20 protein-coding genes and 3 pseudogenes are annotated in these 22155 nt (G+C 46.7%); 6 read left to right on the top strand and 17 right to left on the bottom strand.

The features are described 5' to 3' along the window. Positions 1-135: 135 nt before the first annotated feature. Positions 136-876 (top strand): annotated as a pseudogene (locus ACEW9I_RS03605) (AAA family ATPase); the annotation flags it as partial. A 263-nt stretch (positions 877-1139) separates the two neighbouring features. Here ACEW9I_RS03605 and ACEW9I_RS03600 read toward each other — a convergent pair. From ACEW9I_RS03600 to ACEW9I_RS03575, 6 genes are all read right to left on the bottom strand, one after another. Beyond that, entirely contained in the window at positions 1140-2684 is a 1545-nt protein-coding gene (locus ACEW9I_RS03600) for a group II intron reverse transcriptase/maturase (RefSeq protein WP_373539002.1), read from the bottom strand. Positions 2685-3239: 555 nt separating this feature from the next. Further along, positions 3240-4394 (bottom strand): cytochrome P450, encoded by a 1155-nt coding sequence (locus ACEW9I_RS03595; protein ID WP_373539001.1) that lies wholly within the window; start codon positions 4392-4394, stop codon positions 3240-3242. A 96-nt stretch (positions 4395-4490) separates the two neighbouring features. Beyond that, a complete protein-coding gene (locus ACEW9I_RS03590; RefSeq protein ID WP_373539000.1) occupies positions 4491-5573 on the bottom strand; it encodes a helix-turn-helix transcriptional regulator in 1083 nt (360 codons plus the stop codon). A gap of 34 nt (positions 5574-5607) precedes the next feature. Continuing rightward, on the bottom strand, positions 5608-6294 hold the full coding sequence (folE, locus tag ACEW9I_RS03585; RefSeq protein WP_373538999.1) for a GTP cyclohydrolase I FolE: 687 nt from the start codon (positions 6292-6294) through the stop codon (positions 5608-5610). A gap of 177 nt (positions 6295-6471) precedes the next feature. Then, entirely contained in the window at positions 6472-6981 is a 510-nt protein-coding gene (locus ACEW9I_RS03580; RefSeq protein ID WP_373538998.1) for a MauE/DoxX family redox-associated membrane protein, read from the bottom strand. Positions 6982-7111: 130 nt separating this feature from the next. Beyond that, positions 7112-8533: an NAD(P)/FAD-dependent oxidoreductase gene (locus tag ACEW9I_RS03575; protein WP_373538997.1), complete on the bottom strand. Its 1422-nt coding sequence runs from the start codon at positions 8531-8533 to the stop codon at positions 7112-7114. A gap of 306 nt (positions 8534-8839) precedes the next feature. On the opposite strand from ACEW9I_RS03575, the gene ACEW9I_RS03570 reads away from it, so the two are divergent. Continuing rightward, a complete protein-coding gene (locus tag ACEW9I_RS03570; protein WP_373538996.1) occupies positions 8840-9304 on the top strand; it encodes a nuclear transport factor 2 family protein in 465 nt (154 codons plus the stop codon). Between the two features lie 74 nt (positions 9305-9378). On the opposite strand, the pseudogene ACEW9I_RS03565 reads toward ACEW9I_RS03570, so the two are convergent. The 3 genes and pseudogenes from ACEW9I_RS03565 to ACEW9I_RS03555 form a co-directional block, all read right to left on the bottom strand. Continuing rightward, positions 9379-9759, bottom strand: a pseudogene (locus tag ACEW9I_RS03565) (response regulator transcription factor); the annotation flags it as partial. Positions 9760-9886: 127 nt separating this feature from the next. Next, a pseudogene (locus ACEW9I_RS03560) lies at positions 9887-10138 on the bottom strand (hypothetical protein); the annotation flags it as partial. A 276-nt stretch (positions 10139-10414) separates the two neighbouring features. Beyond that, positions 10415-10573, bottom strand: coding sequence for a hypothetical protein (locus tag ACEW9I_RS03555; protein ID WP_373538995.1), 159 nt, complete (start codon positions 10571-10573; stop codon positions 10415-10417). Positions 10574-10768: 195 nt separating this feature from the next. Here ACEW9I_RS03555 and ACEW9I_RS03550 point away from each other — a divergent pair, with 195 nt between their 5' ends. After that, positions 10769-11032: a DUF3303 domain-containing protein gene (locus tag ACEW9I_RS03550; protein WP_373538994.1), complete on the top strand. Its 264-nt coding sequence runs from the start codon at positions 10769-10771 to the stop codon at positions 11030-11032. 246 nt (positions 11033-11278) lie between these two features. Here ACEW9I_RS03550 and ACEW9I_RS03545 read toward each other — a convergent pair whose 3' ends face one another. Next, a complete protein-coding gene (locus tag ACEW9I_RS03545) occupies positions 11279-11758 on the bottom strand; it encodes a GNAT family N-acetyltransferase (protein ID WP_373538993.1) in 480 nt (159 codons plus the stop codon). Between the two features lie 137 nt (positions 11759-11895). Here ACEW9I_RS03545 and ACEW9I_RS03540 point away from each other — a divergent pair, with 137 nt between their 5' ends. After that, a complete protein-coding gene (locus ACEW9I_RS03540) occupies positions 11896-12504 on the top strand; it encodes a TetR/AcrR family transcriptional regulator (RefSeq protein ID WP_373538992.1) in 609 nt (202 codons plus the stop codon). An 8-nt stretch (positions 12505-12512) separates the two neighbouring features. On the opposite strand, the gene ACEW9I_RS03535 is transcribed toward ACEW9I_RS03540, so the two are convergent. The 4 genes from ACEW9I_RS03535 to ACEW9I_RS03520 form a co-directional block, all read right to left on the bottom strand. After that, complete coding sequence (locus tag ACEW9I_RS03535; protein ID WP_373538991.1) at positions 12513-12905, bottom strand: VOC family protein; 393 nt, start codon at positions 12903-12905, stop codon at positions 12513-12515. Beyond that, a complete protein-coding gene (locus ACEW9I_RS03530; RefSeq protein ID WP_015158395.1) occupies positions 12902-13267 on the bottom strand; it encodes a TfoX/Sxy family protein in 366 nt (121 codons plus the stop codon). Before ACEW9I_RS03530 ends, ACEW9I_RS03535 begins: the two co-directional genes overlap by 4 nt. 64 nt (positions 13268-13331) lie before the next feature. Then, a complete protein-coding gene (locus ACEW9I_RS03525; protein WP_373538990.1) occupies positions 13332-13472 on the bottom strand; it encodes a hypothetical protein in 141 nt (46 codons plus the stop codon). A gap of 203 nt (positions 13473-13675) precedes the next feature. Continuing rightward, positions 13676-14146 carry a MarR family winged helix-turn-helix transcriptional regulator gene (locus tag ACEW9I_RS03520; RefSeq protein ID WP_373538989.1) on the bottom strand — a complete coding sequence of 157 codons (471 nt, stop codon included), beginning with the start codon at positions 14144-14146 and terminating at the stop codon, positions 13676-13678. 70 nt (positions 14147-14216) lie between these two features. Between ACEW9I_RS03520 and ACEW9I_RS03515 the strand changes: the two genes are divergently transcribed. Continuing rightward, the gene (locus ACEW9I_RS03515) at positions 14217-14780 is read left to right on the top strand and encodes an SRPBCC domain-containing protein (protein ID WP_373538988.1); all 564 of its coding nucleotides are present in this window, start codon (positions 14217-14219) and stop codon (positions 14778-14780) included. 106 nt (positions 14781-14886) lie between these two features. Here the strand turns inward: ACEW9I_RS03515 and ACEW9I_RS03510 are convergent, their stop codons facing one another. Both ACEW9I_RS03510 and ACEW9I_RS03505 read right to left on the bottom strand, forming a co-directional pair. Continuing rightward, the gene (locus tag ACEW9I_RS03510) at positions 14887-17955 is read right to left on the bottom strand and encodes a GAF domain-containing protein (protein WP_373538987.1); all 3069 of its coding nucleotides are present in this window, start codon (positions 17953-17955) and stop codon (positions 14887-14889) included. 8 nt (positions 17956-17963) lie between these two features. Then, a complete protein-coding gene (locus tag ACEW9I_RS03505) occupies positions 17964-18995 on the bottom strand; it encodes a DMT family transporter (protein WP_373538986.1) in 1032 nt (343 codons plus the stop codon). 355 nt (positions 18996-19350) lie between these two features. Here ACEW9I_RS03505 and ACEW9I_RS03500 point away from each other — a divergent pair, with 355 nt between their 5' ends. Next, complete coding sequence (locus tag ACEW9I_RS03500) at positions 19351-20796, top strand: sensor histidine kinase (protein WP_373538985.1); 1446 nt, start codon at positions 19351-19353, stop codon at positions 20794-20796. 24 nt (positions 20797-20820) lie between these two features. On the opposite strand, the gene ACEW9I_RS03495 is transcribed toward ACEW9I_RS03500, so the two are convergent. Beyond that, a complete protein-coding gene (locus ACEW9I_RS03495; RefSeq protein ID WP_373538984.1) occupies positions 20821-22056 on the bottom strand; it encodes an ATP-binding protein in 1236 nt (411 codons plus the stop codon). Between the last annotated feature and the right edge of the window lie 99 nt (positions 22057-22155).

Here is a 22155-nt window from a genome sequence, read left to right as displayed (position 1 = left end):
TTGATTCTACGTCAAAGTTATGGATTTAAAAGTTTTAGTCTCATGAGAGAAAAGCTGTTAGCTTGCTTATTAAAGTAATCTCCGCATTCGCTCCGCTTACTTTAATAAGTTTAAATTATAACCGTAACTACGAGAGAGCCGAACCGTGCTACCTTAGCGACGCTGATTGCTGCGCTGTTTTACGATTTAGCGACCGATGATAAGGAGGTTAAGATTCCCGCGTTGGGGGAAAAGCGCGAGCGGGAATTAAGAGATTTGATTAAGAAGGGCAAGAAGCCTGTGGTGTTATTTGTCGATGAGGCGCATGATTTACATGCCTCGACTCTGACGGGATTGAAACGGTTGATTGAAGTGATTGATGATGGGGGTGGGACGTTGACTGTCTTACTGGCAGGACATCCTAAATTAAAGAACGATTTGCGTCGTCCGACGATGGAGGAGATCGGCTATCGGTCAATTGTGTTTACGTTAGAGGGGATGGTTGGCAGTCAACGGGAATATATTACTTGGCTGATTCAGTCCTGTGTCATGGATGGGATTAAGTTGTCTGATGTGCTGGCAATGGAGGCGATTGAAGTACTGAGTGAAAGGTTAAGAACTCCATTGCAAATTCAACAGCATTTGATGTTGGCGATGGAAGCTGCTTATCAAGTGGGGGAAAAGCCTGTGACTGCGGCGATTGCTGAGTCGGTGATGTCGAAGCAGATTGATGAGCTTGAGCCAAAGCTGACCAGAAATGGTTATGATGTGCGGGGTTTGGCGGAACAGTTTCATGCCAAACCAGCGGAGATTAAGTTGCTGTTTCGGGGTCAACTCGACCCGACACGGACGAAAGAGTTAACCGACCAAATGTTGATGGCTGGGTTGCCGATTTGAGTTGGAGCTTTGGTTTGAGACGCTAAAATTATAGTTGCAGTTAATGTGGTCTCAAAATTAGTATTGCGGGCTGGTTGCATTTAATTCGGTCTCAGTTGCAGTTAATTCGGTCTCAAGCGACCGGATAGTTGCAGTTAATGTGGTCTCAAAATTGCGATGATTGCAGTCCTGAGTGATGGTTGGGTCGATGGGAATTATTAAATTCCGCACCTCCCAGTTAGATCTGGGCGTGCTGCTTTCACAGCACCCAGCTCCCGATATTCTTAGATTGCTCTTTTGCCCATGTGAAAATAATCGTGACAAGATTCATGAATTGCTTCTAGATTTTCTCGCTTCCAATTATCATGATTTCCATCCGAATGGTGTAGATGTACTCTCTGGTCTCCTACGAATTTTAGTCCGCAGGATGCACATGAATGGTGTTGCCGTTTTAAGGTTCTAGAGGTGTGTCCGTCGTAGAGCTTACTATTACGCTCGCTCCAGTAGGTGATATCACCGTCATATGGAGATTTATCTCCTTTGACATTGATATGTCTGTTTTCGGAGTAAGGAACCGCTGGGAATGCCTTATCCAGTAATGATTTACTGGTGTAACGATTCTGTTTGGTTTCCTTATTGAATACCGTGTATGCCCGCTTTTGGATGAAATATAGAGAGTTTCTAGCCCCATCCATCTTGCAGTATTTATGGTAATTCCTCCAGCCTCTAACCACTGCGGCTAATTTCTCAGCCTTGACTGTGGCACCATAGTTCGAGTTATTGACAATGTGCTTTACCTTCTTACGGAATGTTTTAAAGTTCTCCTCTGAGGGAGTACTCAAAAACTTGCCGTTGTTTTGCACTTTAAAGTGCCAGCCGAGAAAATCAAATCCATCTGTCGTAGCAGTTAGTTTAGTCTTCCGTTCACTGACTTTCATCCCCCGTTCTGCTAAAAATTCGTTAATTCGGTATAATATTGCCTCAGCATCGTCTTCTGGTTTCAGGATTATTACCATGTCATCTGCATAGCGGATTGATGGTTTCGTGATGTTTCTCCACTTGTCTTTTGACTCGTGTAGACTTTCGATTCCGTTGAGTGCAATATTAGCTAACAGTGGACTAACCACTCCGCCTTGGGGCGTTCCTTGGTCTGGAAATCCTATATTAGTTCCAGCTTTTAGACATCGGAAGATTCCGAGTTTTAGTCCTGCTGGGGCAATTAGGTTGTCCATGATTGCAGAGTGGTTAATCCGGTCGAAGCACTTTTCAATATCGAGTTCTATGACCCGTTTATCTATTCCATTTGCGTCGCTTTTGAGGTTTATTTGTAGGATTTTCTGTGCATCATGCGCCGAACGTCCTGGTCGAAACCCGTAGCTGCGTTCATGGAAGGTTGCTTCGTGTGCAGGTTCGAGAGCGTACTTTGCGAGGCATTGCCAAGCCCTGTCCGCTATTGTAGGCACTTTGAGCATACGCGTAGTTCCGTCCTTTTTGGGGATAGGGATTTCTCGCAACTCTCTGTGTTTCCAGTTAGTATGATGTTGTGATAGCTTGTTGGCTAGTGCGAAGCGTTCTTCAAAGGTGAGGGAAGCTTTGCCATCAATACCAGCCGTTTTCTTACCTGAATTTAACTGCGTTACTTGCCGAATAGCTAGTAATCTAGCTGCTGGGGATTTTAGAATCAGTTTCTGCAAAGACCGCACCTTCCGCTTGTCTCCAACTTGAACTGCTTTGTAAATTCGTCTTTGTAACCGGAAAAGTATCTTCTGAAATTTCTTCCATTTGAAGCTCTTCCATAATTCGCTAGCGGTGAGGCTGCGTCTAATCATGATTTACTTCAATTTATTTACTCTGAATACCTTGCGGCAATTACGCCGCATCCTACCCGTGTTTGAGGAATTAATTCACTCGTCTGACCTACCGTAAGTGCGACCACTTACAGACCTCAAACCCGTTTTTCTTCGTTCCATCCAATCGATTAATATGTCCCTTTAGATGTAGCCAATTTAACCGCCAGAACCCCATACTCTTACCGCTGCCATACTAACTGCGCGGCGGGATACTAATCTCTGGCGAGGTCAGAATAAGGATTGCTTCTGCCTCCCGCTAGGTTACTTTTGTAGGCTCGGTTGCATCCTGGGGACTCCCTTTTAGCAGCAGTGTCGCTTGCAATTAGCGTCTGGTTCCACCCTGTTCCCAGCTTCGACCTCCCGAATTCCGAGTCGGGTCATCGTGGGCAGATAAGGATTCACACCTGAGTTTGGTGGGAAGGACTTGCACCTTCATCAATCGGACAGTTCAAGCCTTGAAGTGCTACATGTCTGGTAGCCAGCTTGGTAAGGTTATTTACGGACTTGACCGTGATTCACTTACAACGAATCGCACTAGTATTGCAGGTCGCTACATTTATCTTCCTCACGCGGAGCCAGAAACCGATCGGGATCGAAGGTTTCAGGGGATGTGTACAGGCTGGGTAAGCGATGGGTTAACCCTTGGGCGACAATTACCCCCCATCCTGGCGGAATCTGGTAGCCTGCAAAATCGATCGGTTTCACCACGCTCCGAAACAGCACTACTCCCGATGGATTGTAGACACGCTCGATCTCTTTGAGAAAAGCACTCATCTGGTGCAGGTGTTTGAGATGCTCTAGTGCCAAAGGTCGATCTTGTGTTACTAGATCGAGTTCCGATCGCAAGATCTGCTGCCATTCAGGACGGGCGGCGAGTTCTACCACTGCCCAAGTTAATGCAGTTGCCGTGGTGAAGTGTGCGGCATTGAGTAAGTGCAGCAATTCATTCAAAATTTGCTCTGTAGATAGTGCCGTCCCAACTTCATCTACCGAAGCTAAAAACAAACCCAGTACATCCTGCGCGTCAGTCAGATTACCCTGCTGCTGTCTTTGCCGAACGACTTCAGTCAAAAATGTGTTTAACTGTCTTCTCGCCTGTTGCGATCGACCGTAGGTTGTCAAGGGGATATCGATTCGCAACAATGCTGCTGCACCTTCAACGAGCGTATTGAACCATTGCTCGAATTGGGTAATGTCACTCGCCAACTCAATTCCCAACAATAGCCGAACGCCGATTCTCAAGGCAAGCTGATTTAACTGAGATTTGAGCGCAATCGGATCTGGCTGAGTCCAAGTCTGCAATTCATTCTGGATAATCGACTGCATCGTATCAAAGTAACTGGCGATCGCTTTACCATGAAAAGCTGGAGCCATCAACCGCCGCGTATTGCGATGCGCTTCACCATCTTGCAACATCATCGGCTGTCCCCATAAATGCTCTAAAAATGGTTGCCATCCTAAATAAGAGGACACAGAATCGATCTGGTCTTGTAATATTAAACGATTTGCATCGGCTCCAACTAATACAACATAAGGTTTTCCTAATAATTTCGGCTTAAATACCGCACCATACTTTTGATAATACTTCTCTAGTTGCCATCCTTGGTTGGCAATCAATTCCAGCGTATGTCCTACAATTGGTAGCCCAAAGTCTCCTGGTATTTGTTTGGTATCATGAGGATTTATCATTACTGAAACTAATTAGTTAATTCCCCTGAATTTACCACTCATCCAGAGAGCCTGTCTCGCGGTTTCTTCCCAAAAATCGCGGATTCTCCCGAACATTTATCGAGTCTGTTGATATAGCTTAGGAGTAATACCGGCGTGCTGGCGAAAACCCTTCGCAAAGTGGCTTTGGCTTTGAAATCCCACTAATTCGGAAACTTGGACGATCGATAAATTTGGTTTGGCGAGATATTGCTTGGCTTTCTCGATCCGGCATTGCGTTAGATACTGGTGAGGGGCGATGCCAGTGGATTGTTTGAATAAAGTTGCAAAATAATGTGGGCTTAATTTCACAATGGCGGCAATTTCAACGAGTGAAATATGGCGATCGAGATTGTCATTGATATAGGCGATCGCGGTTTTCAAGCTATAGTTTGATAATCCACCAGTTGGTACTGGCATAATTGGTTGGCGGACTGAATATCGCTTTAATAGGTGTACGGCGAGCATGGTTGCCACCGATTCGGCATACAAACGGCTATCTGTCGTACTAGTTTCTAACTCTTGTTTTAATGACAGCCCAAGTTGTTGAATCAGCGGATCGCGGACTTGGAGGTGTTGGATGAGTTCGATGCGATCGGGATCGATCGATTCAAATGCTGCACCACTCAAACTAACCGGATCGAGATACAGGTGAACGATCCCTAACTCTTGCAGAAATTCCGCAGCAGGGACGACTTGTTGAGCTGGGAAAATACCGATATCGCCAACCATACCCGATCTTTGTTGCCAACGACCATCGATCTTGACTTGCGCGAGTACGGGAGTAGTGTAGATATTAATCGTATGTTGAGCGGGAACGGTTTCTGGAATCGAATAAGGAGATTGCCGATGATAAATTAGATGCAGACGATCCCACCCCGCTAGCTGGCTGGAGAGAATCAGTGGTTTGGGCAGTAATGGGTTGAAGCTGTTGGTGTGAAGAGCATCAATCTGGAGCGGTCGATCTACTGGCATTGTGGCAGGGGAAGAATCATCTTCAACGATCTTCCCATAGATAATAGACCGCCTATCTAAATATGTATAGATTGTTCGTTCGCGTAGCGTTCCTTTGGGAAATCGGATCGTTTGAGCGCATACATCATCACAAAATATCGCCCTGAATCGGTAAGCCGAAAGCCAAAATCCTAACTCCGCTAACAATGTCGCGATCTCAACTTGTAGCCAACCTAATTTCCTACCAGAAGGCTGGTTTGTGACGAATCAAAGAGAGAAATTCTTCGCGAGTTTTTTGGTCTGATTGAAAAACACCGACCATTGCACTCGTAACCGTCCAAGCACCGGACTTTTGCACCCCACGCATCGACATACACATGTGAGTTGCTTCGATGACCACCGCTACCCCTTGCGGTGCCAGAATAGCTTGAATGGCATCCGCAATTTGACGAGTCAATCGTTCTTGTACCTGCAAGCGACGTGCGTACATTTCCACAATCCGCGCGAGTTTGCTCAAGCCGACAACTTTACGATCGGGAATATAAGCAATATGCGCTCGACCGACAAATGGCAACATGTGATGCTCGCACAAACTAAATAAATCGATGTCCCGCACTAACACCATTTCATTGTGCCCTTCGTCGAAAATTGCCCCGTTGATAAGTTCTTCTAACGATTGATGATAGCCACTAGTGAGGAAGCGCATTGCCTCAGCCACGCGGTGGGGAGTTTTGAGCAGTCCTTCACGATCCGGATTTTCATCTACGCCCAAAATCAGCATGCGTACCGCATCGGTCATTGCGGCTGAGGTGATGGTAGTAGTGGGCACTTTCGCGGCAATTCGATTGAGGGAATTTTGGCCGATCTCGATCGTCTCGATTGCAGGTGTGGAGGAGGAATCAGCACCTTCACGATTGGCAATAGTCATGATAAATCCAAATAAATAAGCTGATGGCGATCGTTTTGGCGATCGAGTTTTGCCGAAATAACTGTTGGGACTTTGTTTAAATACATCCCTGCCTCCGAGTTAGGAAGCCACAGAGACAGGATGAAATCGATTGCCGATGGCAGGCTTCTCTTCGAGACGCTTCGCGAACGCCAACGATTAGAGTTCGTCATCAGCATTGCCCAGCTCGTATTCAGCCGAACGCGCTCGACGTTGACTCATTTTCTTGGCATAGCGATCGTAAGCAATACAGATCCAGGTTAGTGTCATAAAAAAGATATTCTTGTTAAAGCTTTCCGCTGCATTGGGAAACAGAGTACCCGCAGGAATGACCCCAAATGCCAAGATAATGCTAAAGGTCAGCAATATCAGCAATAAACCCGTCCACTCGATCCAGAAATTCATCGCAAACAAAGCTCCTAACAGAATTTCGGCTAATGGTAATAACCAAGCGTAGGGAACGGCAATAATTCCAGGTAATGGGCCAATCCCCTGCCAGCCAGCAGGAAAAGGCCCCCATAATTGGAGTTTTTGGGTGAGTACGGTCTGATAGAAGCCATCTTTGACGTTGAAGTTGATGTAGTTGGAAATACCGGAGATGAAGAAGAAAACGCCTAGTGTGATGCGATTGACGGCGACGGCGGTATTGAGGTTGTAGATGGTTTTCATGGCGATTAGGTTGGGAGTTGGGAGTTGCGACTGAAATCACGCGGAGGTTCCCTCCGCATGTGTTTCAGTCAAGACAGGGAGCGGGGAGCGGGGTAATCTTTTCGATCTAAATTCGATCGAAATCAACGCTTTACTTTGTGGGTGCCATCCGATCGATTAAAGCTGGCATTCCGGTTGAATTCATTTGCTGTTGAAACTGAGTCGGTTGGGCGGCACGCCAGACTAGAGGAGTAGCGATGAGTAGTCCGGCTGCGATCGTCGCCATGCCAGAGAGCCAGGGGGTTTGACCCAACCGTTGGGAGCGCACGGGGCGGTGGCGTTGGAAGATTTCATCGGTGAGCCAATCGGCAGTAACTTTGAGGTTGTGGCGCAGATGGGGCAGTAATTCTAGATAGGTACCCGTCCGCACGAGATGTCCTGGTTGACCCTCGATCTTGAACTTATCGAAGAGATTGGCAACACTCTCATTTAGCCCCAATTTCATCAAGGTGCCGCGCAGATTAACAGTCGCTGGGAGCAGGGTTTTATTCTCCACAAGTGCTTGGAGGTTTTGGGCGATCGCTTTACCTTGCTGATAGGCGACTTGAGCGGTTGGCGGTTGAGGGTCGGCATGGTTGGTAGCGCAATCTCCAGCCGCAAATACTTCTGGAAAACCTGGTAGTTGCAAGGTTGGGGTTACTAATAACCGTCCCTGACGATCGCGATGTTCTGGCTCATTAATCGCCAATTCCTGTAGTAATGGATGGGGCGCAGTTCCGGCTGTCCAGGCAATGGTGCCAGCTTTGAGGGAAAAGGTACGATCGCCCTTTGTGCATCTGATCGCATCAGGGTAAATGGCGGTGACTGATGTATCGAATAGCATTTGCACTCCTCGCTGTTTGAGCGATCGCGCTGCGGTCGATCGCAATCTGCTATTGATATCGCCTTTGAGCAATTCACCACTGCGGTTAATCAGTATTACCCGCACTTCGTCGATATCGCCACCCAGATCTTCATACCAGAGGGGCAAAAGATCGCCTAGAGTACAGGCTAATTCGATTCCAGATGGCCCCGCGCCAATAATTGCCACGGTCAGTAACGGGCAACGTTGCTGGGGATCTGGGGTCTGAATTGCTTGCCGCAGTCGTGCTTGCAACCGATCGCGTAAGGCGATGGCTTCGGCTCCAGATGTCATCGGGAGTGCATATTCTGTCGCCCCTGGAGTGTTAAAGTATTTGGTCTGGCTACCCAATGCCAGCACGAGGCGATCGTAATCGTAATCTCGTCCAGAAGCCAGTACCACCCGCTGGTGGTGAAGATCGATTTCTACCGCCGTGTCTTGGACGATCGTCACTCCCGATCCGGCTAGCAAGTCGGTATAGCGGGGATGAACTTGTTTAGCTTGGAGTTCGCCACTGAGGAGTTCGTAAAGGAGGGGTTTGAAACTAAAGCGATCTCTGGGTTCGATGAGGACAATTGGTTGCTGGTATTTCTGGTGACTCAGATGCAGGGCAGTGAATAACCCTACAAAACCACCTCCTACGATCAGTGTTGGCTTGGATTTCTGGTACATGATTAAAGTAGAGGTACAGGACAAGACAACGATGGAAATCGTCGCTAGTGATGCAAAGTCCGCCACGCGGACTAAGATAATTGCCTTAGCGACTTCTATAACTCTGCTATTAGTATTGCTTGAGAGTCTGGAATGTGAATGATTTTGGTCTAAAAATTGGCTGAGAAACTCGCTTGATTATCCCGATCGATTTTTAATCTGTTTCTCATCAAAAACTCAGGTTGTGAGTTTATTATCGTAATGGTGACAATAATTTCTAGCATCACTCTCTTGTACTTACGGATCTGTTATTTGCTAGAATAAATTGTGAACGAGACTGTAATTTGGTATCTATGCCGATGGTTGTCGATCGGGATGCTCCTTGTTAGTTTGATGTCTGGTATGAGTTTAGCTGCAAGTCAAAATAGTTCTCTATCACAAGATATTCGCTCGACGATCGAGCTGGCTCGAACTGCCTGGATCGATCGCGATGCCGATGCTCTGGCTCAGTTATTTACAGAAGATGGCATACTCATCGTCCCCGGTCAAAGATGGCAGGGACGGGATAGAATTCGGTCGGAAATTGCCAAGTTTGCACGAGATTATACCGATGTGAGTATTAGCATTCACCGCATAATTATCGATCGCAATTTAGCAGCGGTGGAATGGCATTATGAGGACACGGCAAAGGCTACAGGCAAACGCAATCGGTCGGATGATGCGATCGTCATTGAGGTTGAAAACGGTCGGATTAGCTATTGGCGAGAGTATTTCGATCCTGCGGGTAAATAATCGATCGTCCACAAGGAGAGATCGATAGGTTTAGAGCTAATTTAAGTTTAAACTTCAACTTTTGTCGATCGAAAATCTGCATCCGTTTTCTGTGTGCGCTGGAGATGCAACCTAATTTTGGCTAACAACTCTTCCATACTAAAAGGCTTGACCATATAGTCATCTGCTCCGACAGCTAAACCTGTGGATCGATCTCCGGCTTCATCTCTAGCCGTCAATAAAATTACTGGGATTAGAATTCCAGTAGATCGCCATCGCTGACAGATTTCTATTCCGGTTAAACCAGGTAACATCCAATCCAAAATTGCTAAATCTGGCTCGAAATCCCGCACCAAATTTAGTCCCAACATACCGTCATGCACCACGCTGACGCGATAGCCCTCGCTCTCCAATTCTAATTCGATAAATCGGGCGAGTCTAATTTCATCTTCAATTAATAGGATATGTGCGGTCATTTATTTTGTCTTTCACCTCCTGTTTGGGGTTTATTAATTAATTATCTATAGATCGGTGAAAAGTCAGAGGAAATGGTCAATATCCAGCCCGTTCTCTTTACCATCTCCTCACCGATCGAACATCTTATTATTTAACTTCACTCGCTGGAAATGTAACTATTCTGCCTTTTTTGACAGCAACTACCACATCATAAGTAGCACAATAAGAGAAGGTGATATTATTAGCTTTGTTATACAAACTGACTACCATCCCTGCGCCACCAGGCTGAACTCCAAGCGGTTCCAAGTCACCATAGAAGAACCGTCGCAGTTGGTCGCCACCGCCGATCTGACCTTTATTTTTAGTAACTAGGGCAATTTTTTCCGATACGGAAGGGCCTTCAGCAGCAGTCGCGATCGTGCCGATTACCTACGGTAGGCTACGCCAACGATGGATGAAGGCTACCCAGTGGCACGTTACCAACTGAAACCAACCCGACGAGCGCGATACCTGTAAGTAAAGTAGCTAATTTCATGAATTTATTACCTGGTAAAAGATGTTTCTGGCGAACCCAATTGGCTCACTAAAATAAATCATCGCAGGCAGTGCTGAAATCTCTCTAAACTTAGACTATTAATTTCGTGAATTTCTCCTGAAAATCTATTCAGCTAAATCTCAGCAATTTCTCATAAAAGAGTTGAGTGTAGCGGCGACTGATGAGATATGGACGATCGTGTAGCTAAATTTCAGATGTTTTTCTTGTTTGATTTCAGTTTCTTTTGTTTGGGAGCCGGAAGCTCGTTTGCTGTCGATCGAATCAGATTCGACATCCACTCTCGATCGCGTAGCGGATGAAATCGCGCCGAGGGAACCTCGGCGTGCGTTTCACCAAGCAGCGTCGGCTCTGCCGAATCGTCAATGGATTAACGCTCTAACGCTCGTTACAAATAGTGTCAAATTCGATCGACTAATCTCTAGGGTGTTTAGACTGAATTTATTCTGCCCATACACCCAAAATCAATGCTTTATATGGTCATCGAATATTTCAATGCAGGAGCGGCTGTTGATATTTACCGTCGTGCCCGCGATTATGGTCGTCAGTTGCCACCTGGCCTTGAGTACGTAAACAGTTGGGTAGATTTAGACTATTTTCGGTGCTTTCAACTCATGCGAACAGATGACCAAGCCTTGTTTGAGATTTGGATCGAAGCTTGGAGCGATCTCGGTCATTTTGAAATCATTCCAGTGAGAACTTCGGCAGAGGCTGCTCAGCACATTGCAGACAAGCTCTAGAAGTCTTCTCTTTCTGTGGGGAGCGAGTTCTCGATTCTGCCGAATCGCCAGCGATCTCCAAGAGTTCCATAGTATTCGAGATATTTCTAAGACAACATTGTTGGCAGTCGCACTGTAACGATCGATCCAATCTCCTCTCCCGACTCAATTCTAAGCTGCCCATCACGAGCCTCCACAATCCGTTTGACGATTACCTCGCGGCGCGGCTCTGTCAACACTAAACCTAAGCTAGTTGTATCCGCAAAATTATTTCATTGAGGCGATTAGGGCTTTACGGAAAACGATTTTGTCAACGCCTGCTGCATAGAATTCACGAATTCGTGCTTCCTCGTCGTAACCACTGTGGCGATAAAATGCTCGAACGTACTCGAAGCTTTCCGTTCCCGATGTTTCCACCAGCAGCACGCGCACGCCGCGCTCCGCCAACATCTGTTCGATATGCGCTAACAGTGCCGCACCGCGCCCTTGCCGCTGACGATCGGGATGGATACCAATCAGATATAGATTCCACGTCCCCTCGGTCATTCGCTCTGGTGCGACATACGCAATCCCGACAAGCCCGTCATCATCATCGGTAAGCCATAGGTCTTGGCTGTCGGTTTTACCGTCGAAGTGCTCGGATAGCATTTGGGCGAGTGCCAAGCTCTCGTGGGGCTGGAAAAGACCAGTTGCCTCAGCCAAAGCGATCGCTGCGGTTGTTTCATCAGGAGAGATCGGTCGAATCATCGTGGACTCCATTTGGGTGTAAAGTAGGTCAACCGTTGCAGGTAAAATCACAACAGTTGTTATCCTTTCGAGGAGCATAACAACTGTTGTGATAGAATGTCAAGATTGTTTGATATTGCGGTAAGCCAAGGAGAGTTATGAGTTATGACGATTCCTCTTCGAGGACGCTACGCGAACGCCGGATTGAAGTTGTGCGAGCGGCATGGCGGACGATCGTCCGAGAAGGATTGGATCGTACCAGTATGCGGGCGATCGCTCAAGAACTTGGCTCTTCGACAGGGGTAATCACCCACTACTTTCGAGATAAAGAAGAACTAATCCTATTTGCCTTAGAATGCGTGTTTGAAAACGTCGTAGACGACATGAAAGCGTGTGCCAAAGGACGGCAAGGGATTGACAGGCTAGAGCAGATGATTTTTGTCGCTCTACCGCTGAAGGAAATTGACAGAGACGATTGGAAAGTTTGGATGGCGTTTTTGGGTTATTCGATCGGGCGCGAACAACTAGTTCGGGAACATCGAAAACGTTATGACTGCTTACGGCAGATTATTTATCAAGAATTAGCTGACTTACAGACAGCCAATTCGATCCGAGCCGATCTCGATCTAACCACCGAAGCCAATGCACTAATCGCCCTAGTGGATGGTATTGGTACTGGAGTTGTCATCTGCCCCGAACAGTTCTCGGCAGAGCAGCAACAATACTTGGTGCGGCGACATATTAATGCTTTACTACCACTAATATAGTGGGGCTGTTAACTGCCGATCGGGGAGCAGAGTTCGATTAACGAGCCTTCGATCGCCCGAACGTATGCAACCACCTGACCCCAAGGCTTTGCGGTCGGCTCCTTGACGGAAATCGCACCAGCGGCCACCGCCTTGGCATAGGATGAGGCTACGTCATCGGTGACGAATGCCAATTCAACTCCCAAAGGCGGAGCATTGAGATCGGATTTTTGATAGCGTCCGTCAAGATTCATTTCACCCATAGCATGTGAGGCAAAAGCCAGCACTGTTTCGCCAGTGTTTAACTCACCATACTGACCAGACTCATGTAAAAAGCGCGTTTCAAAGCCAAATGCCTCCTTGTAAAAGGTTAGTGCATCGGCAACTGAGGAAACGTAGACAATGGTGTAGCCAAATTTCATATTTTTTCTTTTTTAGATTTTGGTTTCTTTGGTTTCGGAAGCGGAAGCTCGTTTGCTGTTAATCGAATCAGATTTGACAGCCACTCTCGATTGTCTAGTTGTTCGCCAATGAGGAAGTATGGTTTCGCACCTGAATATGGGGGTGCTTCTACGATACTATCGATCGCATCGCAGCTCCCTTGGAGCATCGCCGCTCGACCAGCAGCAGTCGGCTTGACAAATAGTTGGTTATCGCAAACCAGCGCGACAACTTTCCCATCGCAGTAGATCGCATATTCACCAAACATTTTTTTGAATGAGACTTGCCCCGCTCCATTGAGACAATCGCAGACGTATTCAACAAAGTTCGAGTCTGATGCCATACATAATATGCTCTAAATTAGAGTTGAGATAGATGAAAATCGAGAGATACGATCCGAGGTATTTCTAAGACAACATCTTTGGTAGTTGAACTGTGACGATCGATCCAATCTCCTCCCCCGACTCGATCGTAAACTCCCCATCGTAAGCTTCAACAATCCGTTTGACGATCGATAAACTCAATTTTGCACTATACGTAGTATGCAACCAAAGCAAAAAGACTTTGAAATGTTTGATTCGATTACCTACTGTACGTCATGCGGTCGAACAATCTTTTCACTAATCCATCGATATTAACAAACCAAAATATTTATATTATTCAATCGAAAATGGTCTGTGGGCAATGCCCACCCTACTGGCTTGACCAGACTGAAATGCTTGCCATACAAGAGGTTGAGCGGTGAGTGACGTTAGACTGTCAATGTTGCCGAAACTTGCTCCATCGCTGCTGCAAAGTCTGACAACACTTCTGCCGACGCTTTGAGCTGGCTATCTTTCTGGTCGCCAAATTTACGCATCAGACTATCGGCACATTGACGATACAGCGACGCAATCTCTGCGTAGCGGTGCTGCGCGATCCCAATCTCAATCGAGCGTCGATCGGTTTTTGAAGGTCTGCGCGTCACAAAATCGGCTTTCTCCAGTCGGTCGATAAGTGCGGTAACAGATCCGCTGGTAAGACCGATACTTTCCCCGATGATTCGTGGGGAAAGTGGACCATTTTCCAGAAGATTGAGGGCACGCAGGTCGTTACGATGTATGCCAAGGTGTTCGGAGATGGCATAATCAATCGCATCGATTGCCCCATGGATTCTCCTGCTTGCCAGGATCAGAGCTTTAAGGGTTTCACTGTCATTCAAAATATTATCCTTGACAATCAAGATACTTTACCGTCTAATTATAATAGATTACGGACAATCTGTATAAGTAAATCGTCACCATCAATACTGAATGGAGGAAAAAATGACACCTGTTTTACTCGGACTGTTATTACTTGTGGGTCTAGTTCTTGCATTGGCAATTTTTCTGCCCAATGTTGTCCGCTATTCAGAGAAAATCGTCATTAATGCTCCTATTAGGGAGGTGTATGACAATATTCGACTGCAAGAGCGACTGATGCTATGGTCAGCTTGGCCTGAAGCTACTGGCTCAACCTGCTCCCTTGAGAATATCGATGGGAATGTTGGTGCCCGTACCGTTTTCTTCAATCAGGGTAAGCGTTTTGGACACCAGGAAATTCTTGCCCTCGAACCAAACCAAAAAGTCGCTCTAACTCTAGTAAATAGTGGACCACTTCAACACACGCCATATCTTGACTTTGACCTACATTCTACTTCCGAAAACCAGACAGAAGTCACGTTAAACTTTGTTAATACTTACCAGAAACCTTTTCATGTGCCTGCAAAGCTGCTCGGTATCATTAAATGGACTCGCGCTCTTCAAATTAAGGATCTCGAAGGCTTGAAAAAGTATTCTGAACTGCAATTGCAAGAGGCTCTGTATCCTGTTGATTAAGAAGTAGTAAAAATGTAGGGAGCACTGCCCACAGTTAATATATAACTGTCACAGTAACAACGGGCACGAGCAGCAACAATCTGCCTAGAGGTACGATCGGATATTTCTAGGACAACATTATTGGCAGTTTGACTGTAACGATCGATCCAATCTCATCCCCAGACTCAATCCGAAACTCACCATCGTGAGCTTCGACAATGCGTTTGACGATCGCTAAACCCAATCCCGTACCACTGGCTTTAGTTGTGAAAAAAGGCTGTGTCAATCGTGGCAAAATATCAGCAGGAATTGGCGTACCGCCATTATGAATTTGCAGACAAACGCGCCGATCTTTGGTTCGATCTAGTTTTGTAGTAATGATCTCGCCGATATCGATCGCTTCGCAAGCATTAGTTATTAAATTAACGATAACCTGCTTGAACTTATCTCGATCGACCGACACATAAATCGGCTCGATAGGAACAAATTCTAGCTGTTTTCCCGAAGCCATAGGGATAGTTTGCAAGGTATTTAACGTCTCTAAAATGAAGCTATTTAGTTCCAGTCGAGATCGATCGAGTGTTTGGGGTTTGGAATAGAGCAAAATCTGACTCAATAAGCGTTGCAGTCGATCGGCTTCGTCTAAAGATAGGTTTAGATACTCTTGAAATCGATCGGCAAGTTGTAGCTTTTTGAAGGCATTTAAGCCCATCAAAATTGTGGTGAGGGGATTTCGTACCTCATGGACGATCGTGGCGGCTAGTTCGCCAATTTCGGCTAGTCTGGCTAAAGCTTTTTCGGCTTGTTTGAGCAGGGTTATATCAGCCGCTACCGCTAATAGACAGGGTTCATCCTCTAGATAGATTGCTTCGGCAGAAAACAACGTGGGAAAAATCTCCCCCGATTTACGGCGAAACCAGATCTCTAGATTGCTGACTGTGCCTTGCTGCTGTAGTTGTTGAGCGATCGCGATTCGATCGGCTGGATTCGCCCACACGCCAAGTTCTAGCGTACTGCGTCCGAGCATTTCTTCGCGGCGATATCCCAGCATCTGCAAGCAACGATCGTTGATTTCGAGGTAAGTCCCATTGTCGAGAGTACTAATGGCGATCGCATCTGGAGAGGAGCGAAACGCTGTCGAGAACTTGGTTTCCGAAACTCGTAGGGCATCTTCGACTTGCAGACGTTCCATCTCCGCCGCCGCCCGTGCTGCAAAAATCTCTAGAATTGCCTGATTGCGATCGTTAGATGCCATTTCTTTGTCATCTAGTACCGCCAGATGTCCCAACAGTTCGCCTGTCGAAGTCAATAATGGAATGCCAGCATAACTCTGTGCTTCCATTTCCTCGAATTCAGCTTTTTCTGCGGGAAACAAAGCTTGAATCTGGGCGGGGAAACACTGATAGCTATTACTGCCAATAATCCTTTCGCAGGGCGTACCGTACAGATCGTACTCGAACTCGTTACCAAATTCATTGCCCTGCCAAAAGGCAAAACTCCGCACGCGAGTGGGTGGCGCATCCATGCACTCGCTGATGAAGGCATAACGAACGTCGAGCGCATCTGCGAGGGAGCGAACGAGCGATCGAAAGAAGTCTACACCAGTGGCGGAAACCGTGCCAGCGACGATCGATCTGAGGATTTGTTCGGATTTTTGGCGTTCTAAAATTTCGGCTTGGAGTCTATCGTTTGTCTGGGTTAATTCGTTCGCGAAGCGTGGGCTTTGCCCAATCGTGCGTTGCTGCACGCGCAATTCTAGTTGATTATAGAGTTGGGCATTATCGAGAGAAATTGCTGCTTGAACGGACAGAAACTGGATTATTTCTAATCGCTGAGGGGTAAAAGCTTCAGCAGTTAAATTATTTTCTAAATACAGAATTCCCGCTCGCTTAGTTTGATAAATTAATGGCGTACATAGAATCGATTTTGGTTGACGATCGATAATATAATTATCTCGGTAAAAGCGATCGTCTGCGGTGGCGAGATCGAGGACGATACTTTCTTGGGTAGTTGCCACATAATTGACAATCTCGCTTGAAAACATATTTCGGCGATCTGTAATGTCGATGGGAATGCCTAGCAAAATCGAAACGCGATCGGGTTCTACCATTGCGGCGATTGCTAGTTCGCCATTATTATCTAGGAGCAAACATCCGCGTTGTGCACCGGAGTTTTTGATCGCGATTGTCATCAATTTAGCTAACAATTTATCCAGTACGATTTCCCCAGCAAGTGCTTGGGATGCTTTCATTAAAGCTGCTAGATCCAGTGCAGCCGCTCCGGTAGTACTAGTGGTAGAAGCAAGATAACTAGTAGTAACAATTGAGGTTGGTTCGAGTTTATTGATTTTTTCATTGAGACTCTCAGTTCGATCGACAAGTCGCTCCAGACATGCTTGCAGATCTGTGTGAATTTCCTGGGTAGTTTGATGGCGATCTTCAGGATTTTTTGCCATCAGCTTCATCACTAGATCGGATAGCGGGCAGGGAATTGTGGGATCTATTTCATGAGGCGGGATTGGTTGTCTGGCAAGATGAGAGTGAACTAGTTCTAGCGGATCTGTCGTCTCAAATGGGAGACGAGCGCATAACAATCGATAAAATGTCACCCCTAATGAATAGAAGTCAGTTCGATAATCGATCGATCGATTCATTCTCCCTGTCTGTTCTGGGGAAATGTAAGCTAGAGTACCTTCGAGCAAATTGGGATCGCGAACTACAGCATTTTCTGGCGATCGGATGGTGGCGAGTCCAAAATCGACAATCTTTACCTGTCCCGTGGTGGGATTGAAGACGATATTAGATGGATTAATATCCTTGTGAATAATGTTGTGTTGATGAATTTCGCCTAAAATTGATGTTAGCCTAATTGCTAAATCTAGAAATTCTCCTAGATTGAATGTGCGATCGCTCAGCCACATTTGGAGAGATTTTCCACCAAAATCTTCGAGAACGATAACAGAATTTTCTCGATAAGTTTCTAAACCATAAGTTGTAACTACACCTTCAATATTTAAGCTTCGCAAAATGTCGTATTCCAACTGAAACCTGTCGATATCTGCGGGCGATCGAGAATCTCGATTCGATATTTTGAGGATGACAGGCACGAGATCGTTACTGCGTCGCGCTCGGTACAGCATCGATCTGGAACTTTCGTAGAACTTCTCAATCGCTTGGTAGCCAGGAAAATCAATCATGGTGCTTGCTAAATTCCTTTAAATCCCATTCTGGATTCAATCGATTGTTCGAGATCCACAGCACCGACTCGTTGCCGAGAATCAGCTCGTTTTTTAATCCCCACCTGACTCAAAAATACACCCAATAAAATGACACTACCGCCGATATATTGAGCGCGAGTGGGGACTTCGCCCAATATTAAATAGGCGGCTAAAATCCCGAAGATCGGTGTAAACGAACCCACGATCGAGGCTGTCGCCACCGATGAGGCGCGCAAACCAGCAGTCCAAAAAGATTGTCCCACGACGACAATAATCGTGCCGTATAATAGCATCCATTGCCAGAGAAATGGTGACAGGACATCGGTAAAATGATAGCGACCGTATAAACCCAAGGCAACGCAGAAAAAGACGATTGTGCCCAATCCCGTCCGCACGGTGTTGTAGATGCCTAATGGCACTCTCGCAAGCCGCTGTTTGCCGACGATCGTGGCAATGGCTAAAGCGATCGCACCTAGAACTGTCAGCAATTCCCCCCACCACATTGAAAATCCCATAATCGGCATCATGTTCACCCGTGCGGGTTGCAGTACAATTGTCAATGCCACCCCGATAAATGCCACAATCGCACCGACAAATTCCCATTTATCGACTCGTTCGCGCAACAGCCAGATCGATAACGCCAAGGTTAAGGGCGGTTCCAATCGACCGAGCAATACTACATTAGTCACTGGAGTCCAGGCTAGTGCTTGAAAAATTAATCCTGGAGCCAATGCGCCAGCTAAGATGGCAACTACAACCAAACTCACCCATTCTCGCCGCGAGATGCGGTTTAAAGTAACGCGATTCCATTGCGATCGATGGATGGCGACTAATACTAACAGCGCACAGAGATTGCCCACAAACAACACGTTGCACAGCGAAATCGGATTATGCCCGCCGACAAAATTCATCGCCCCGATTTCGGTAATTTTGCGCGTCAGGGCACTAGAAGCCCCAAAAATCGGGACAGCTAACCAGAGATAGACTTGTCCGGGGATGCGGTGGGCGAATTTATACATTCGTCGGGAACCAGAAGGCGTGATGAGTGCGAACAATAACGACATCGAATCAACGCTAGACGAAAGATCGATCTCGATTCTATCCTAACAAACTGAGTTTTCCATGAGAAAATGATGAGCGATCGATCGAGTAATCTAGTGAATTTCTCAGCTAATGTTTAACCTTAAATCATTTAGGGCTGGGATCTAAGCGTAATACTGGTAACAGTAGAGCGAATTACCTGCGTCTATGACACTGTATTTCCCGATCCACAACTAGTATCGCTGTTGAAGTTGTTAGATTGGGTCTTATGACTACAGTTAGAAACTGTGACACTTAAATTAGATCGAATCAACTGCACCCCCAGGTTTTCTCATGCCACCGATCGACAAGTTTATCGCTAATCTCCGTACAGTTAAACAGCGACATTTCGACCCAGCCTCGCTCCAATTTCGGCTGACTGTCGAAATCTCGCTACTGTCAATTCTCGGCTTGAGCGGTGTGGCGGTATGGACGAGTTGGAAAATGCAACAGCTTTTGATAACCACGCATACTCAACAGGTGGAGTATATTGCTAATCGGTTCCCTCGCGATGTGCAGCTATATAGTGAGATGTTACCAGTAGCCACGGGGTTGCAAAAGACGATCGAGAGTGTCTCCGTTCCTGGTTTGGCAATTTGGATCAAAAGTTCCGATGGTAAGAAAATTTTAGCCCAATCGGGCGGGGTAAGTACCGAGTTGATGTCGATCGCTGATATGCCCCTCAAACCGCAAGTTTACCCAGTAGGCGATCGATTTCTAATCTTATATCGGGGTGGGGTAACGGTGCGAGGTAACTCCCTGGGCAAGGTGTACATGGCGCAGGATGTCACGCAGGAGCAATCCCAACTGATGTCTGCCATCCAAGGTTTGGCGGCTGTGTGCATTCTCTCTCTAGTCTTGACAACGATCGCGATCGCCTTGCGGATTCGCCAATCGCTCCAACCGTTACAAGAAATGAGCCAGATTGCTGGCGCAATCTCGGCAGCAGATTTGAACAAAGCCCAGTTGCAACTCACTCAGGCTCCAAGTGAAGTCAAGGAACTGGCGCAAACTTTTAATATGATGCTGGCACGACTGGCAGATGCTTGGGAAAATCAGCGTCAGTTTGTCGGCAATGTCTCCCATGAGTTACGCACGCCATTAACGGTGGTTGTGGGCTATTTACAAAGCGTTCTCCGCCGCAGTACCAATCTCAATGATTACCAGCAAGAAGCCCTCTCGACAGCGGCATCAGAAGCCGAGCGCACGGTGCGACTGCTTCAGGATTTATTGAATTTGGCGCGAGCTGATAGTGGATATGCCCACTACCATCTCGAACGGTTATCGCTCAATGATGTCGTCGCAGAAATCGCCCAGATGACGGAGAAGTATAGCGACCGAGCGATCCGCGTTGAGGCTACAGCTAGTATCGAAGCCATTGCCGATCGGGACAGGCTTCAACAGGTATTAATTAATTTAATCGATAATGCGGTGAAGTACTCAGCCCCCGATACACCGATTATCTTGAGTATCGATCGCTTCGACGGACAGGCAATGATTCGGGTAATCGATCGGGGTGTGGGGATTCCGCTTCAGGATCAGAGTCGGATTTTTGAACGCTTTTATCGGGTAGATGAAGCACGAACTCGCTTGCCACAAGCGGGGATTCAAGTCGCTAGTGACGGACATGGGTTGGGTTTGGCGATCGTCAAGACGTTGGTTGAGGGGATGGGTGGGAGTATTTCGGTGCGCTCGAAGTTGGGTGAAGGTGCGGAGTTTTCGATCGTTTTACCGACATAATTGCGATGGTAAATATGTCGGTGCTTAGGCTGAGAAGATGGGTAATAGAACATTGACGGTAGTACCCGAATCAGCAGACACGATCGTCAATTCTCCACCATGAGCGACGATAATCCGCTGGGAAATTGCCAGACCCAATCCAGTGCCAGCAGGTTTTGTCGAGTAGAATGGTGTAGTCAAAAGATGCAATGACGCTAGCGGAATGGGATTGCCACCATTGTGAATTTGGATGCAAACTCGATCGGAATCGGGTTGCGGTAAGATCCGACAACTGACAGTCTCATTGGGTTCGATCGCTTCACAGGCATTCCGAAATAGATTCAGAAAGACTTGTTTTAACTTATCGATATCTGCCATCACTTCGATCTCTGGACACATGCTGACATAATCGATCTGGCGATCGAGAGCTTCTGGTAAATCTCGAACCTGTAACAAAAAATCCTTAATAAATTCGCCGATTTGAAATCTCGTGAGTTGCAATACTTGAGGTTTAGCATAAGAGAGAATTTCCTGCAACAGATGTTTGAGACGATGAGATTCGCTCAATGCCAAGTCTAGACGCTGCCGATCTGCGTCGGTATCTAAAACTTTGTGGGCGTATCTCAATCCCATCTCGATCGTCGTCAGTGGATTTCGCACCTCATGAACGATCGTCGCGGTAAATTCACCAATAGCAGCCAATCTCTCACGCTCGATCAGTTGTTCTTGGGCAAGTTGTAGCTCGATCGTGCGGGCAGCTACTTCTTGGGATAGGATCTCATTAAATTGCTGTTGCTGCTGATAGAGCAGGTAATTTTCGATCGCGGTAGCTGCTCGTTCGGCAAATAATTCGACGACTTTGACTTCTGAGTCGGTGAACAGGCGGGGTACCTGGAAGAACGAACAAATAGTCCCAATGATGGTTCCGTTCGTCGTACTTAGAGGTACGCCTAAATAGCTGAGATAACTGCTAGAAAGTCGATCGCAACATAAGTCTTGACGACAATCGGCGATCGCTAGAGATCGCCCAGATTGGATGACATCTGCGGCGAGTGTGCCATGCAGTGAAAATCCCGCGTTATCCCGATCCAAATCAAGGCTGCTAGCCATAATTCTCCCTGTCACCCCATTACTCATGGTAACGATCGTCCAATCGGAACTGACGATGCGGCTGACACCTCGGACGATTTCCATTAAATAGGCTTCTAAATCGCCCGAACGATAACCGATCGCTATTAAGTGTAGCGACCCGCAATCATAAATCATCAAACCCACAATCATCGCAAAATTGAACCCACATTAACTGCAACTATCCGACGACTCAAACCCACATTAACTGCAACTGAACCCGAATTAATTGCAACCAACCCACAATCATCC

This window comes from Chamaesiphon sp. (assembly GCF_041738855.1).
GTDB lineage: Bacteria > Cyanobacteriota > Cyanobacteriia > Cyanobacteriales > Chamaesiphonaceae > Chamaesiphon.
Note: the sequence above shows the minus strand (reverse complement) of the source record. Positions and strands in the feature narration are given on the sequence as shown.